The following is a 13,778-nucleotide window of genomic DNA, read 5'->3' as shown; positions in this document are numbered from 1 at the left end:
CGTGATCCGTGAGATCGACGAGGCCCTGCGCGAGCTCGTGCGCACGCGCGCGCTCGACGGCTCCGATGTCGAGGTCGTCCTCGACGCGCCGACGACGGACTGGGCCGCGCGTCGCAACGCCCCCACCGTCAACCTCTACCTCTACGACCTGCGCGAGGACACCCGCTGGCGGGAGCGCGGCTGGGCTCCCCGTGCCGGTGCGGACGGGACGGTGACGGGCCGGGTGCCCGCGCCGCGGCTGTTCAAGCTCTCCTACCTCGTCACCGCGTGGACGGCGCGCCCCGAGGACGAGCACCGGCTCCTCGACGCCCTGCTCGGCGCGCTCCTCGCCGTCGAGATCCTGCCCCCGGAGATGCTCGGCAGTGACCTCGAGGGCGTCCGCGTGCCGCTGACCGTGGGCCTGCCCCCGCCGGAGGACCGCGGCTTCGCCGACGTCTGGTCCTCCCTGGGCGGCCAGCTCAAGCCGTCGATCGACGTCGTCCTCACCGCCCCCTTCAGCTCCGGTGCCGACCTCCCGGTCGGTCCGCCGGTGGCCGAGCCGACCGTCGTCAGCATCTCCGACCTGCGCGGCCCGGCGCAGGAGCGCGCCGGTGGGCGCCGCACCCGTCCCGAGGAGCCGGCCCCGCCCACCACTTCCACCAGGCCGACCACGCCCGCCAAGCGCGCGCGCAAGCCGAGGAAGCCCACGTGATCGCCCACCTCCTCGCCCGGCTCGGTGTCGTCGAGCAGCGGGTGCGTGACCTCGTCGCCGAGCGTCGCGCCACCGACCCCCAGCCTGACGACCCCTTCCGCGGGCTCTACTTCAGCGAGGAGATGGTCACCCGGCTGCTCGAGGCCGGGCCCGCCGCCCCCCGCCCACCCACCGACGCGCGAGGACTCGCGGCCGCCGAGGCGCTGGCCGACGCCGCCGAGGCGCGCGGTGAGCGGGTGCGGCTGCGCGAGCTCACCCGGCGCTTCGGCCTCACGCCGCTGGACGAGGAGCTTCTCCTCGTCGCCCTCGCCGGGGACCTCGACGTCCGCTTCGAGGCGCTGTACGGCTACCTCAACGACGACGTCACCCGCCGCCGGCCCAGCGTCGAGGTCGCGCTCGCGCTGTGCGGGGTCCCGCTCGCCGCGGCGGAGGTACGGGCCCGCCTCCTCCACGGCCCGCTGACGACGGCGCGGCTGCTCACCGTCGAGGACGGTGAGCGCGCCTTCACCGGGCGCGCCCTGCGGGTGCCGGACCGCGTCGTCGGGCACCTCTTGGGCGACGACACGCCTGACCCGGTCGTCGCGCCGCTCCTGCGCGCGCTGCCCGACGTCGCGTGGGGCGACCCCGCGCCGCTCGCCCGCGCCCTGGAGGAGGGCACGCGCCTGGCCTACCTCCGTGAGCCGGCCACCGGCTCGGGACGTGCCCTGGCCGTGCGCGCGCTGCGCGCGAGCGGGCGCGCCATCGTCCACGTCGACCTCGCGGCGCTCGCTGCCCGGCCCGAGCCGGTCGAGCTCGCCCGGCTCGTGCTGCGGGAGGCCCGGCTGCGCGGCGCCGGGCTCGTCGCCGGACCGGTCGAGGCGCCCCCGGCGGGCGTGCTCGACGTCCTCACCGCGGGGGAGGCACCCGTGCTGCTCGTCGGGGACCGCAGCTGGGACCCCGCGTGGTCGGCCGAGGTGCCGCTCCTCGTCGACGTCCCCGAGAGCACCGTCGGCGAGCGCAGTGCGCTGTGGCTGGCCGAGCTCGCCGCCGACGGCGTCGGTCCGGAGGAGGTGGCCGCCACCTCCCAGCTCCGGCTGCGGCCGGAGCAGGTCGTGCGGGCCGCCCACGCCGCGCGGGTGCAGGCGCGCCTGGCCGGGGAGCGCAGTGTGGGGGTGGAGCACCTCCTCGCCGGCGCACGCGCCGAGAACGGCACGGCCCTGGAGCGGCTGGCCCGCCGGGTGCGGCCCGCGGTGGGCTGGGCCGACCTCGTGCTGCCCGAACCCGCGCTCACCGGCCTGCAGGAGATCGCGCTGCGCGCGCGGCACCGCGAGCAGGTCCTCGGCGAGTGGCGGATGCGACCCGGCGGCGCCCGCGGGCGCGGCGTCGTCGCCCTCTTCGCGGGTGACTCCGGCACGGGCAAGACGATGTCGGCGGAGGTCGTCGCCCAGGACCTGGGGCTGGACCTGTACGTCGTCGACCTGGCCACCGTCGTCGACAAGTACGTGGGGGAGACGGAGAAGAACCTCGAGCGGATCTTCGCCGCCGCGCAGGGCGTCAACGCCGTCCTCCTCTTCGACGAGGCCGACGCCGTCTTCGGCAAACGCTCGGAGGTCAAGGACGCGCACGACCGCTACGCCAACATCGAGAGCGCCTACCTCCTCCAGCGCCTCGAGAGCTTCGACGGCCTCGCCGTCCTCGCCACCAACCTGCGCGCCAACATCGACGACGCCTTCACCCGCCGGCTCGACGTCGTCGTCGACTTCCCCGTGCCCGACGTCGCCCAGCGGCAGCGGCTGTGGGACCGCTGCCTCGGCACCACGCTGCCCCGGGCGGCGGAGCTGGACCTGGGCTTCTGCGCCGGCGCCTTCGAGCTGGCCGGGGGCGCGATCCGGTCCGCCGCCGTCACCGCGGCGTACTTCGCGGCCGACGACGGCGGCACGGTGACGATGGCCCACGTCGTGACCGCCGTGCAGCGCGAGTACCGCAAGCTCGGCCGGCTCACCGTGCCCAGCGAGTTCGGCGGGTACTGGCCCCTCGTGCGGTGAGTGGGCGCCCGTTCGGGCACGTGCCGCTTCCCCTTGGGACGGACCGCGGACCCTTCACCGGCTCGGCGCCCGCTGAAACCCTGGACGCAGCCGAACCGAGGGGTGACGATGCGCGAGCACGACCAGCGGGCCCCGGCCGGGGAACGATCGACGCGGACCTCCCGGCCGGCTGCACCGGAGCCCCACCTGCTGCGCGCCGCGGCCGCGCACCGCCCGGACGTCCTCGGGGCCGAGGGCCTGCTCGGGCTGCAGCGGCTGGTGGGGAACGAGGCCACCGGGGAGGTGCTCCAGGAGCGGTCCCCGGTCCTCGACGTCGTGGGCTCCGGCGGCGGGCAGGCGCTGGAGCCCGACGTGCAGACGGACATGGAGGCCCGCCTGGGCGCCGACTTCACGGACGTGCGCGTCCACAGCGGCGGCGCCGCGAGCGACTCGGCCCGCGCCGTCGGCGCCCACGCCTACACGGTGGGTTCCGACGTCGTCTTCCAGCGCTACGACCCGTCCTCGACGGCGGGACGCACCATGCTCGCCCACGAGCTCACCCACGTCGTCCAGCAGCGGAGCGGGCCGGTCGACGGGAGCGACACCGGCACGGGCGTGCGGGTCTCCGACCCCGGCGACCGTTTCGAGCGCGAGGCGGCGTCCACGGCCGAGGCCGTCATGGCTGGACCGGCGCCAGCGCCGGTCCAGCGGCAGGAGGACGAGGAGGAGCTGCAGGGCGCCTTCGTCCAGCGGCAGGAGGACGAGGAGGAGCTGCAGGGCGCCTTCGTCCAGCGGCAGGAGGACGAGGAGGAGCTGCAGGGCGCCTTCGTCCAGCGTGACGAGGTCGAGGAGGAGGTGCCGGGCGCCGACCCGGGCTGACCCGGCCCTCCGGGCATGCCCCTTCGTGCAGCCCGGCCTACCCGCGACGGCGGCCCGGCGGACTACGGGCGGCCGGCGCACCACCCGCACTGTTCTACCCACACGCTCGCCGGTACCCGGAGGAACGATCATGCCGACCTATCTGTCACCAGGTGTGTACGTCGAGGAGGTCGAGGCTGGGTCTCGACCGATCGAGGGCGTAGGCACCGCCGTCGCGGCCTTTGTCGGGCTCGCGTCGAAGGGGCCCGTCAACGAGCCCACCCTCGTGTCCAACTGGACCCAGTTCGCCGAGACATTCGGCGACTTCGTCCCCACCTCCTACCTCGCCCACAGCGTCTACGGCTACTTCCTCAACGGCGGCGGCAACTGCTACGTCGTGCGGGTCGGTGCCGACAGCGGCAACGGGCAGTCGGGCAACGGCCGCAAGCAGGTCGGTGGACGGCCGGAGGCACTCCTCGGCGGCTACCGGGTGGTGGCGAAGTCGGCCGGCACGAAGCGGCTCACCGTCTCGGTCGCCACACCGGAGGACGAGAAGGCGCCCGAGGACCGCTTCCGTCTGGTCATCAACGTCGACGGCAAGCCGGCCGAGACCTTCGACGGCCTCACGACGAAGAAGGGCGGGGACAACCTCGCGACCAAGGTGAGCGCCGAGTCCAAGCTCGTGCTCGTCGAGGAGGTCGCGCAGGGCAGCGCGCTCATGAGGCCCGACAAGGGTGAGACCGAGCTCGTCGCCCCCGCCCCGGATCCCGCGCCGGTCACGACCGAGCGGCTGGGCGCCGACGACTACGTCGGGGATGCCGCCGAGCGCACCGGCTTCGCCGGCCTCGAGGCGATCGACGAGGTGACGATGCTCGCCGTCCCCGACCTCATGGCCGCCTACGAGCAGGGTGCGATCGACCTCGAGACCGTCCAGGCCGTCCAGCTCGCGATGATCGCCCACTGCGAGCTCATGGGGGACCGCCTGGCGATCCTCGACCCGCCGCCCAACCTCTCCCCGCAGCAGATCAAGGACTGGCGGGTGGACGGTGCCGGCTACGACTCGAAGTACGCCGCCCTGTACTGGCCCTACATCAAGGTCTTCGACCCGTCGACGGGCAGCAACAGGTTCGTCCCGCCGTCGGGGCACGTCGCGGGGGTGTGGGCGCGCAACGACGACTCCCGCGGCGTCCACAAGGCCCCCGCCAACGAGGTGATCCGTGGGGCGATCGCCCTGCAGACAAACCTCACCAAGGCCGAGCACGACCTCCTCAACCCGGTGGGGATCAACTGCGTGCGCAGCTTCCCCGGGCGCGGCATCCGGATCTGGGGCGCCCGCACCCTGTCGAGCGACCCCGCATGGCGCTACCTCAACGTGCGGCGGCTGTTCAACTACCTCGAGGAGTCCATCCTCATGGGCACCCAGTGGGTGGTCTTCGAGCCGAACGACGACGCGCTGTGGTCGCGCATCGAGCGGACGATCGCGGCGTTCCTCGTCAACGAGTGGCGCAAGGGAGCCCTGTTCGGGCTCACGCCGGACGAGGCGTTCTACGTCAAGTGCGACCGCGAGACGAACCCGGCCGAGGCGATCGACGCCGGCCAGGTCACCTGCCAGATCGGGGTGGCCCCGGTGAAGCCCGCCGAGTTCGTCATCTTCCAGCTCGCGCAGTTCTCTGGCGGCACGAGCCTCGTCTCCGAGTGATCCAGAAACCGACTGAGAAGGAAGTGAAGACGCCATGCCTCTCCCAGATGCCATGGACCTCGCCCCGGCGTACTCGTTCAGCGTGACGATCGACGGGGTGCAGGTGCCCTACGTGATGGAGGTCAGCGGCCTGAAGGCGGAGGTCGACAAGATCGCTTACCAGCACCAGGACTCGAGCGGGAAGTTCATCACCCGCCAGATGATGGGCCGGCAGAAGCCGGGGGAGTTCAAGGTCAAGCGCGGCCTCACCGACTCCAAGACCATCACCAGCTGGCTCGCCCAGATCATGAAGGGCGACCTGGCCGGCTCCCGCAAGACGGCAGCGGTGAAGATCATGTCCTCCGACGGCGCGATCGTCAGCACGCTGAACTACCGCAACTGCTGGATCAAGGACGTCGAGGTGGGCGGCACCCTCAAGGCCGGGTCCACCGAGCCCATGACCGAGACGTTCACGATCTGCTGGGACGAGATGGAGTTCGCCTGATGCGACGAGGATCCCCCGGCCTCGTCCTGCCCGAGGCGGCCGTCGAGGAGACGGCCGCCCCGGGTGGGCGCGAGACGCTGCGGACCGAGTTCGACTTCGAGCTGCCCCGCGGCTACCTCGACGCCGACGGCGCGCTCCACCGGTCCGGCACCATGCGCCTGGCCACGGCACGCGACGAGCTGCTGCCCCTGTACGACGCGCGGGTGCAGGAGAACGCCGCCTACACCACCGTCGTCCTCCTCGGTCGGGTCATCACCCGGCTCGGCACGCTCACCACGGTCGACGCGACGGTCGTGGAGAACATGTTCGCCTCGGACGTCGCCTTCCTCCAGGACCTCTACCGCCGCGTCAACGCCGAGGGGCACACCCGCGCCGCGGTCACCTGCCCCGAGTGCTCCCACCGCTTCACCCTGGACCTCTCCGGTGGCCGCCTGGGGGAATCGTGACGTACGCGCCCGACAGCATCTACGAGGAGGTCGCGTACGTCGCCTACCACTTCCACTGGCCGCTCGACGACATCCTCGACCTCGAGCACGCCCAGCGGCTCCGGTACGTCCGGGAGATCGCGCAGATCAACACGCGCCTGTCCGAGGAGCGGTGAGTGATGCGGTGGCCCTGGGAGCGGCGGGCGACGGAGCCCGCCGGCGGTGAACCGGCGGCCACGCCGCGAAGCGCCCCTGCGCGGCCGGCCCCGAGCCCGAGCGGCTGGGCGTTCCACGCGCCCCTGCAACGGACCATCGCACCCATGACCTCCGTCCACCAGGGCACCGCGGCGGGCTGGACCACGACAAGCCACGACATCGGCTTCACCGGCCGGATGTCGCACCTGGTGAGCGCGGCGTCGTGGTCCGGGGTGGTCGACGGCGACGGCGGTGGGCTGGCGACCGTCGCGCGTGCCGCGTCCACAGGGCTTCCGGCTGCCGGGACGTCGACGGTGGCGACCGGCGGGGCCACCGGTGGCCCGCTGACCCGGGCGACGGCCGCGCCGGGTGTGCCGGTGGTGCACTTCGCACCGTCTCCCGGACCGCTGCCGCCCCCGCCGGCGGCCGACAGGACGCCGGTCCAGCGGCGGGAGGAGGCCGCGGCACCCGACGCGGCCGGGCAGCCGCCGGTCGCGTGGACCAACCCGTTGCAGCTCGACGACGGCACGGTCGTCGAGATCCCGCTCAGCCCCGGTCGGCCTCTCGACCCGCCGCCGGTGCAGCGCAGCACCGGCGGGACGGCTCCGACCGTGGCCGGTGACGGCGCGGGTGGTGCAGGACCGACGGCGCAGCGGAGCGTCCCGCGGCGCCTGGGTCTGGGCGCCCCGCTCAGCACCAGCCCCGCATCGCCCGTCCGGCAGCCGGCCCGTGGGGTCGAGCCGGGGAGCCGAGCCACGCCCGACGTCCGCGCCGGCTCACCGGACGGTCCCGCGGCCCCGATCGGGCAGGCCGGTGGGGCGTCGGGTGCCGCCTCGCCCGGTGCCGGGGTCACCATCGACGCGCCACACCTCCGGCCGGTCCAGCGTGCCGTGGCGCCACCCACTGCCGCCTCGAGCGATGTCGGGGCGGCAGGTCCGTCGGACGGAGCCGTCGCCCTGCCCGGACCTTCGCACCCTCCCGCTGCCCAGGCCGGGGCGGACGACGGCCCGGCCGTCCACGACGTCGGGACGATCGGTGCTCCGGGGAGCGCTGCCGGCCGAGCACCTGCGGGCGGGAACGGCGAGAGCTCCCCGCGGTTCCCGTCGACCACCGCTGCGGCGCCGACACGCGGGGGAGCGGTGCCGTCACCGACGGTGAGCCGGTCCGCAGAGCTCCCCGTGAACCGGGTGGCCGCTGCGGCACGAGGCTCCGGTGCCGACGGTCCCGCCGGGGCGACGACAGCGCCCGCCCGGCCCGATCCCGCAGACGCAGCGCCCCTCACCCCCAGCGGGGACACCGCGCCCGGCACACCGCCGTCGCTGCCGAGTCCGACAGCCACACCCACTGCCACTGTCAGCGGCACCACCGAGGCGCCATCGGCTCCGGCCGAGCCAGTCGCACCGCTGACCCCCGCCGCCACCGGGGCGCCATCGGCTCCGGCCGAGCCAGTCGCACCGCTGACCCCCGCCGCCACCGGGGCGCCATCGGCTCCGGACCGGGCGGCGGCACCGCAGGTCTCCGTCAGTCGTCCCACCGGGGCGGCCTCGGGTCCGGGCCGGGCCGCTGCACTGCCGGTCTCCGTCAGCCGTGGCACCGGGACGCCATCGCCCCCGCGCCAGGCCGCTGCACTACCGGCCGTCAGCTTTGCCACGGGCGCGCCATCAGGTCCGGGCCAGGCAACCACACCGCCGCTCTCCGTCAGCCGAGCCACCGGGGCACCATCAGCTCCGGCCCAGGCAGCCGCACTGCCGCTCTCCGTGAGCCGAGCCACCGGGGCCTCGCAGTCGCCGTCGGCTCGGGGCGCGACCGACTCGCCGTCCTCCGTCAGCCGGGACACTGCTCCCGCGGCACCACCCTCGGTGCCGAGCTCGCAGGCCGCGGTCACCGCGCCGTTGCTCTCCGCCAGCACACCGCCCGCGGCACCGCCCCCCGGAAGCAGAATCGCCCCGCCCTCCGCCGCACTCGGCGTCGCCGCCATGCCGGTCGCCGGCAGGAGCGTGGCCGGGCCGGACGCAGCACCACCGCCGGTCTCGGGTGCGGCGGCAGCAGGTCCGCCCGCCGTGGGCCAGGCATCGGGCGGCGGCGTGAGCCGGACCGACTCCCTCCAGCGTTCCGCGGAGGACCTGCCGACGCCCGCGCTCGAGTCGTCGCCGGAGGCGTCAGGCACCGGGATCTCGCCCGCCCTCGGTGGCCTGCCCCGGGTGCAGGACCGAACGGCGGGAACGCTCGGCGAGGCATCGACGACGACGGGTCGTGCAGGGCCGCCGGTCCCGACGGCGGTCGCTCAGCGTGCTGACGCGCAGCTCCCGGTTGCCTCGGTCCCCGGCGGTCATGGCGCCGACGCCCGGCCGAGCGTCCCGCTCCCGGGCGGCGAGGACGCCGCAGTTGCGGCCGACTCCGCCTCGCCTGACGCGTGGTCGGTCCAGCGGGCCGGTACCGAGCCCAGCGCCGAGCCTGCCGCTGGTCGTTCCTCTCCCGACGCACTCGACGGGTCCGTCGGTGCCGCCTCCGGAACGGACACCGGGGGATCCGGGCCGACCCTGGCAGAACCTGCTGCGGCGCTGGACCTGACGCTCGATGCGTCGGCCGGTGGGACGGGGAGCACGGCCGTGCCCGCCGGAGCCGTCAGACCTGAGCTGCCGCTCGCCGGGGCGCCTGGCGCAGAGGGCATCGGCCGGGCGGTGGTGGTCGTCGCCCGCGTGGCGGCCGGTGCCGCCGCGCCACCTCTGCCGTGGCGCACCGTGGCGCCCCGAGCGGTCGACCCGGCGCCGGGGGAGGCCCCGCTCGCGGCACAGCGCTCCGCCGTCACCGGCACGCTCGCGGAGTGGCTGCGTCCCCTGCAGCGAGGAGTGGCTGCGACCGCCGCCCGCCAGCTCGGCATCGGCGATCCGTCGTCCGCACGGTCCCGCCCAGGTGCCGTGGCCTCGGTCGCCCGGTCGGCGACGTCCGCCGTGAGCACGTCCGGAGGTGCGCGGCCGGTCGCTGTCTCCGCCGGTGCGCCGGCCGTGGCCCGGTCCGTCGACGTCCCGTCGGCGGGTCGGACCGCCACCAGCGCAGCCCGGGCTCCGGGCGCCCCCACCGACGACCGGTCCCCCGACGTGCCCGTCGGTCCCGCGGCGACGCAGGGCGCCTCCTGGCCCGGTGACGTACGGACGGGCTCCGTCGGGATGCCGTCCGTCGTCCGGGCCGGTGACCTGCTCGCCGCGTCCGTCGAGCTCCCCACCGTGGCGCGGTCGGCTGGCATCTCGCCCATGGCCGGGTCTGCCGAGCTTCCTCCCGTGGCCCGGTCGGTCGGCATCTCGCCCGTGGCCAGGTCCGTCGACCTCCCCGCCGCGGCACGGCCTGTCGGCACGTCGGCCATGGCCGGGTCGCTGGACCTGCCCGCCGTGGCCCGGTCGGTCGGCATCTCGCCCGTGGCCAGGTCCGTCGACCTCCCCGCCGCGGCACGGCCTGTCGGCACGTCGGCCATGGCCGGGTCCCTGGACCTGCCCGCCGTGGCCCGGTCCGTCGCCACCTCGTCCGTGTCTGTCTGGGCCGGAAGTAAGGTGCCGTCCGGCGCCCTGCCGCTCCTCGCCGGCACCTCGGCCCACCGCGACCCGGACAGCTGGGACGCCGCGACCGTGCAGGGGGAGTTCGTCCCCGGCCAGGTGAGCGGTCGCGGGCTGCGCCCTCGCCCCCTGGCTGAGCACCGGCGTCGTTCCCCGGCGCCGGCCGACGTCGCCGTGCAGACGCCGCCCGCCGCCGTCGTGCCGGAGCCGTCCGAGGACGCGCCGACGGGGACGACCGACGTCGTCGTCACCGACGCGGCCCCCGCCGACGCGCCGGCCGGGTCGAGCCCGGCCGCGGTGCCGGACCCGGCGCAGCTCGCCGGGCTCGTCGACGCGCTGTTCCCGCCGCTGCTGCGACGCATGCGGCACGAGATCCTCCTCGACCGCGAACGTCGGGGGCTGCGGACAGATCGGAGATGGCCATGACCGTCCTGGCGGAGACCGACACCGCGGTCTCGGTGCGGTACGTCGTCACCATCGACCACGCCAACCTCGGCGCGTTCAGCAGCTGCGAGGGGCTCGGCTGCGAGTTCGTCCTCGAGACGCGCGAGGAGGGCGGCAACAACCGCTTCGTGTGGCAGCTGCCCACCCGGATCAAGTACTCGAACATCAAGCTGAGCCGGCCGCTGGGCGCCGACACGAGCAAGATCGCCTCGTGGATCGCGGGGGTGGCGAGGGGCTACAAGGAGGTGACCGGGACGATCAAGGCGATGACGGCGTCGGGCACGGTCGTCGCCGAGTGGAAGCTCAAGCGCGTCGTCCCCGTCCGGTGGACCGGCCCCTCGCTCACCGCGGACCAGGGCAAGGTCCTCACCGAGACGCTCGAGCTCGCCCACCACGGATTCCTGGACTCCGGAAAGTAGGGCAGCGGCAATGGTCAACCCCGGGCTGGAAGCCGCGACCGCGTCGGCCGGCAGCGCCAGCAAGTTCGAGAAGGCCTACCTCCAGCTGTACGAGCCCTCGCGCGACGGCTCGCTGGCCAAGCCCGGAGCGGCGCTCCAACGGGTCCAGTTCCAGTTCAACCCCAAGGAGCTGACCATCGCCAAGGCGGCGACCTGGGCCCGCGCCACCGGCACCGGGAACCGGAGCAGCGGACCACCCCAGTACAAGGGCCCGCAGCCCTCCAAGCTCAACCTCGAGATGTTCCTCGACGCGTCGGACACCCAGGACGACTCGGTGGTGAAGGCCGTGGACCTGCTCCTCGGCTGCTGCGTGCCGACCACCAGCTCCCACGACCAGAAGCGCGACTCCCCGCCGTGGGCGGTCTTCCGGTGGGGCGGGATCACCGGCTTCCTCTCCTACATCTCCAGCGTGTCGGCGAAGTACACCCTCTTCACCAGCGGCGGGGTGCCGATCCGCGCCGTCGTCTCCGTCGTGCTCGAGGAGCTGTCCGGGGACCCGTCCGGGCAGAACCCCACGTCCGGCGGCCTGGTCCCGCGCCGCGTCCACGTCATGGCCGAGGGGGACACGCTGCCCGCACTCGCCTACGGCGAGTACGGCCGGCCGGACCTGTGGCGGGCAGTGGCGGCCGCGAACGGGATCGACGACCCCTTCCGGGTCCGCCTGGGCACCGCCGTCATGCTCCCCGCGGTCGAGGAGCTCGCGCCGGTGGGCGGGGAGGTGTCCCGTGCCCTTCGGTGAGGAGCACAGCAGCCAGGTCGTCGTGTCCGTCAACGGGACGGCGCTGCCGCCCGCCGCGACGGCGATGCTCGCCTCCGCCTACGTCGACGACTCCGTCCACGTCCCGAGCATGGCCGTCCTTCGCTTCAGCGACGCACACCACGACATCCTCGGCACCATCGGGGCGAAGATCGGCGCCGCCGTGTCCGTCGCGGTGCAGCAGAGCGGACAGGGGGCTCCGGTCCCGCTCTTCGACGGGGACGTCACCGCGCTGGAGAAGGAGATCGACGAGACCGGCGCCTTCACCACCGTGCGCGCCCTGGACGTGCGCTGCCGGCTCCAGTCCGGCGCCAAGGTGGAGGCCTTCACGGAGATGTCCGTCACGGACGTCGTGGGCAAGGTGCTGCGGGAGGCCGGGCTGCAGGCTCAGGTCGGTCCGTTCACGACCAAGCACAAGCACCTGTCCCGGGACGGGGAGTCGGACTGGGAGCTCCTCTGCCGGCTCGCCCGGACGGTGGGCGCCGCGGTCTGGGTCCGGGGACGGACGGTCCACTTCGACACCCCGACGACGGCGAGCACCGCGCCGTCGGGAACCGACCCGCGTGTGACGCCGGAGGTGCTCTCCGCCGGCCGCAACCTCCTCTCCTTCCGCGCGACCGTCACCGCGTCCACCCAGGTGCCCGAGGTCGAGGCCCGCGGCTGGGACTACACCGCCAAGCGCGACGTCGTCGCCCCGGGACGGGTCGAGACGCAGGCGGCCGTGCTCCAGACCACCCCGGTCGCGCTCGCCCGGGACCTCAAGGGGACCAAGCACCTCCTCCCGGTGTCCGGGCTCGCCACCCTGGACGCGGCCCGCACGGCGGCGACGGTGAGCGCGGCCGCCCGTGCCGGCGGCTTCGCCGAGGTCGAGGGGCTCGTGCGCGGCAACCCGCGGCTGCGGGCGGCGACGGCGGTCAACGTCGTGGACGTCGGGCCCGAGTTCAGCGGCAAGTACGTCCTCACCACCGTGCGGCACGACTTCGCGGAACGGGAGGGCTACGTGACCTCCTTCAGCGCCGCGGACGTCTCGGACCGCTCCGTCTACGGAGTCATCGCCGGCGGCCAGCCGCCCGCGGCCGCCGGGTGGAAAGCCACCACGGCCCTCGTCACCAACGTCAAGGACCCGGACAACCACGGGCGGGTCAAGGTGAAGTTCCCCTTCGCGGACGGCTACGAGAGCTGGTGGGCGCGGCCCGTCCAGCTCGGTGCCGGAGCGCAGCGCGGAGTGTCGTGGCTGCCCGAGGTGAACGACGAGGTCCTCGTCGCCTTCGGCGGCTCCTTCGACGAGCCCTACGTCCTCGGGGGCCTGTACAACGGCAAGGACGTGGCCGGTGCGGGCTGGGCCGCGCACGTCCACAGCGACGGCTCGGTCAAGCGGCGCGCCCTCACCTCCCGGACCGGCATGGTCGTGGAGTTCCTCGAGGACGGGCAGCAGGACGCCCTCACGGTCTCCACCAACAACGGCGCCCAGCACCTCACCCTCACCCAGACCGGGCAGAAGGGGGTCGTCCTCATCTCCCAGGGGCCGCTGGAGGTCACCGCCGAGCAGGACATCACCGTCACGGGGAAGAAGAACGTCTCCGTCACCACGAGCACGGGGGACCTGTCCCTCAAGGCGATGAACGTGACGATCGAGGCCAGCGCGAAGCTGGCACTCATGGCCGCGCAGCTGAGCGCCGACGCGCAGGCCAGCGCCGCCCTCACCGGGGCCACGGTCAAGGTCGACGCCAAGGGGACCGCCGAGCTCACCAGCGCCGGCGTCACCACCGTCCGCGGCTCCCTCGTGAAGATCAACTAGTGGGGGCTCGTCATGGGACAGGAGTTCATCGGCACCGGGTGGGCCTTCCCGCTGCGCACGGACGCCACCGGCCGGATCGCGCTCGTCGCCGGCGAGCGCGAGATCGAGGAGAGCATCCGGCTCATCCTCGCGACCTCACCGGGGGAGCGGCCGATGCGCCCCGAGTTCGGCTGCTCCGTCCACGACTACGTCTTCGCGCCGGCCGACGCCGCCACCGCGGGCGACATCGCCTACAGCGTCCGTGTCGCGCTGGAGCGGTGGGAACCGCGGATCGAGCTCGCCGCCGTCGTCGTCCGCTTCGACGCGATCGACGAGGGCGTGCTCTACATCGACATCGCCTACACGCTGCGGGGCACCAACGACCCCCGCAACCTCGTGTTCCCGTTCTACGTCATCCCCCAGCACGAGGAGGGTTAGC

12 protein-coding genes are annotated in these 13,778 nt (G+C 74.3%); all 12 read left to right on the top strand.

Features of this window, described 5'->3' with window-relative positions:
* Position 1: 1 nt before the first annotated feature.
* The 12 genes from M3148_RS11440 (at position 2) to M3148_RS11385 (ending at position 13,777) form a co-directional block, all read left to right on the top strand.
* Complete coding sequence (locus M3148_RS11440; RefSeq protein ID WP_251304830.1) at positions 2-691, top strand: DUF4255 domain-containing protein; 690 nt, start codon at positions 2-4, stop codon at positions 689-691.
* Entirely contained in the window at positions 688-2,715 is a 2,028-nt protein-coding gene (locus tag M3148_RS18150) for an AAA family ATPase (protein WP_251304829.1), read from the top strand. The genes M3148_RS11440 and M3148_RS18150 overlap by 4 nt, the downstream gene beginning before the upstream one ends.
* 108 nt (positions 2,716-2,823) lie before the next feature.
* Positions 2,824-3,573, top strand: coding sequence for an eCIS core domain-containing protein (locus M3148_RS11430; RefSeq protein ID WP_251304828.1), 750 nt, complete (start codon positions 2,824-2,826; stop codon positions 3,571-3,573).
* A gap of 130 nt (positions 3,574-3,703) precedes the next feature.
* Positions 3,704-5,251 carry a phage tail sheath family protein gene (locus M3148_RS11425; protein ID WP_251304827.1) on the top strand — a complete coding sequence of 516 codons (1,548 nt, stop codon included), beginning with the start codon at positions 3,704-3,706 and terminating at the stop codon, positions 5,249-5,251.
* Between the two features lie 34 nt (positions 5,252-5,285).
* Entirely contained in the window at positions 5,286-5,735 is a 450-nt protein-coding gene (locus M3148_RS11420; RefSeq protein WP_251304826.1) for a phage tail protein, read from the top strand.
* On the top strand, positions 5,735-6,181 hold the full coding sequence (locus M3148_RS11415) for a hypothetical protein (protein WP_251304825.1): 447 nt from the start codon (positions 5,735-5,737) through the stop codon (positions 6,179-6,181). Before M3148_RS11420 ends, M3148_RS11415 begins: the two co-directional genes overlap by 1 nt.
* On the top strand, positions 6,178-6,336 hold the full coding sequence (locus tag M3148_RS11410; protein WP_181424619.1) for a DUF6760 family protein: 159 nt from the start codon (positions 6,178-6,180) through the stop codon (positions 6,334-6,336). Before M3148_RS11415 ends, M3148_RS11410 begins: the two co-directional genes overlap by 4 nt.
* A gap of 2,103 nt (positions 6,337-8,439) precedes the next feature.
* Positions 8,440-10,329, top strand: coding sequence for a hypothetical protein (locus M3148_RS11405; RefSeq protein ID WP_251304824.1), 1,890 nt, complete (start codon positions 8,440-8,442; stop codon positions 10,327-10,329).
* Positions 10,326-10,766, top strand: a complete 441-nt coding sequence (locus M3148_RS11400) for a phage tail protein (RefSeq protein ID WP_251304823.1) — start codon at positions 10,326-10,328, stop codon at positions 10,764-10,766. The genes M3148_RS11405 and M3148_RS11400 overlap by 4 nt, the downstream gene beginning before the upstream one ends.
* Positions 10,767-10,776: 10 nt before the next feature.
* Positions 10,777-11,544 (top strand): CIS tube protein, encoded by a 768-nt coding sequence (locus M3148_RS11395; RefSeq protein WP_251304822.1) that lies wholly within the window; start codon positions 10,777-10,779, stop codon positions 11,542-11,544.
* Positions 11,531-13,360, top strand: coding sequence for a VgrG-related protein (locus tag M3148_RS11390; protein ID WP_251304821.1), 1,830 nt, complete (start codon positions 11,531-11,533; stop codon positions 13,358-13,360). Before M3148_RS11395 ends, M3148_RS11390 begins: the two co-directional genes overlap by 14 nt.
* Positions 13,361-13,372: 12 nt before the next feature.
* Positions 13,373-13,777: a GPW/gp25 family protein gene (locus M3148_RS11385; RefSeq protein WP_251304820.1), complete on the top strand. Its 405-nt coding sequence runs from the start codon at positions 13,373-13,375 to the stop codon at positions 13,775-13,777.
* Position 13,778 lies beyond the last annotated feature (1 nt).

Source organism: Georgenia satyanarayanai (assembly GCF_023715365.1).
Taxonomy (GTDB): domain Bacteria; phylum Actinomycetota; class Actinomycetes; order Actinomycetales; family Actinomycetaceae; genus Oceanitalea; species Oceanitalea satyanarayanai_B.
This window is presented reverse-complemented; position numbering and strand designations above follow the sequence as displayed.

What these genes read in the sequence shown, in the direction of transcription:
- M3148_RS11415 (WP_251304825.1), top strand. Translation starts at nt 5,735, where the DNA reads ATGCGACGAGGATCCCCCGGCCTCGTCCTGCCCGAGGCGGCCGTCGAG.
- M3148_RS11400 (WP_251304823.1), top strand. Translation starts at nt 10,326, where the DNA reads ATGACCGTCCTGGCGGAGACCGACACCGCGGTCTCGGTGCGGTACGTC.
- M3148_RS11425 (WP_251304827.1), top strand. Translation starts at nt 3,704, where the DNA reads ATGCCGACCTATCTGTCACCAGGTGTGTACGTCGAGGAGGTCGAGGCT.
- M3148_RS11430 (WP_251304828.1), top strand. Translation starts at nt 2,824, where the DNA reads ATGCGCGAGCACGACCAGCGGGCCCCGGCCGGGGAACGATCGACGCGG.
- M3148_RS11385 (WP_251304820.1), top strand. Translation starts at nt 13,373, where the DNA reads ATGGGACAGGAGTTCATCGGCACCGGGTGGGCCTTCCCGCTGCGCACG.
- M3148_RS11420 (WP_251304826.1), top strand. Translation starts at nt 5,286, where the DNA reads ATGCCTCTCCCAGATGCCATGGACCTCGCCCCGGCGTACTCGTTCAGC.
- M3148_RS11395 (WP_251304822.1), top strand. Translation starts at nt 10,777, where the DNA reads ATGGTCAACCCCGGGCTGGAAGCCGCGACCGCGTCGGCCGGCAGCGCC.